The organism is Legionella pneumophila subsp. fraseri, from assembly GCF_000586315.1.
GTDB lineage: Bacteria > Pseudomonadota > Gammaproteobacteria > Legionellales > Legionellaceae > Legionella > Legionella pneumophila_B.
In genome coordinates, this window is sequence record NZ_JFIM01000061.1 from 1 (window position 1) to 739 (window position 739).

The window sequence follows — 739 nt, forward strand, 5'->3', positions numbered from 1 at the left end:
ACTTAACAAATTACACATTACCAACATACTTCAAGCCAATGTATGGGCCAGAAGCTGCGAAATCAGTCTCAAGTCCGCCGGTAAATACAGCAGTGTTATGTAAAGCGTTGAAGTAGTTAAACCACATGTAACCAACGTCTAAAGTCAAATCACCTTGAGCCATTGCGTAAGTGTAATCAGCACCAAGCTTAGCTTCTAACTCAGGAACGATGGCATTTTTAGAACCGCTGATGAAACCAACTCCATCGTAGAAATCACTGGTACCAACCAGAATAGCGGCAGCTCCTTTAGCATAAATACCAAAGCCATTGCCAAATACATAGTTCATGTCTAAACCAGTGCGAGGACCAAAGCCATTGAACTTGGAGTTGAATCCGTTAAAGACAAAGTTATTGAAATAACGGTTCACATCCGCTTCAATGCGAGCATATTGAACACCGCCATGGAAACGCATTTTCTTGTTAGCACTGAAATCTACGAATTGACCCAGTTCAGCATTAATAGCATCCCACTTGTTGTTGTAGTTATGCCAGTTGGCAAAATCAAACCAGTGATCACTGTCGTTATCAAAATGATACCAGTTCACATTGATGTCGTTGCCAGTATTGAAGTGATAAGAGCCTTCTAATTTGAAGCCCCAATCCCACTCATGGTCAACATCATGCCAATGCTGCCAGCCACCAACTTGGGTGAAACCATCGTAGCCCCAATCAGCATCATAGATTGGTTGCAAATATAG

General features: G+C 42.1%; 1 protein-coding gene. It reads right to left on the reverse strand.

Annotated elements, in window-relative coordinates:
- Positions 1 to 10: 10 nt before the first annotated feature.
- The coding region (locus tag CC34_RS0110135; RefSeq protein ID WP_028379468.1) for an Lpg1974 family pore-forming outer membrane protein at positions 11 to 739 on the reverse strand (729 nt) is incomplete at its 5' end.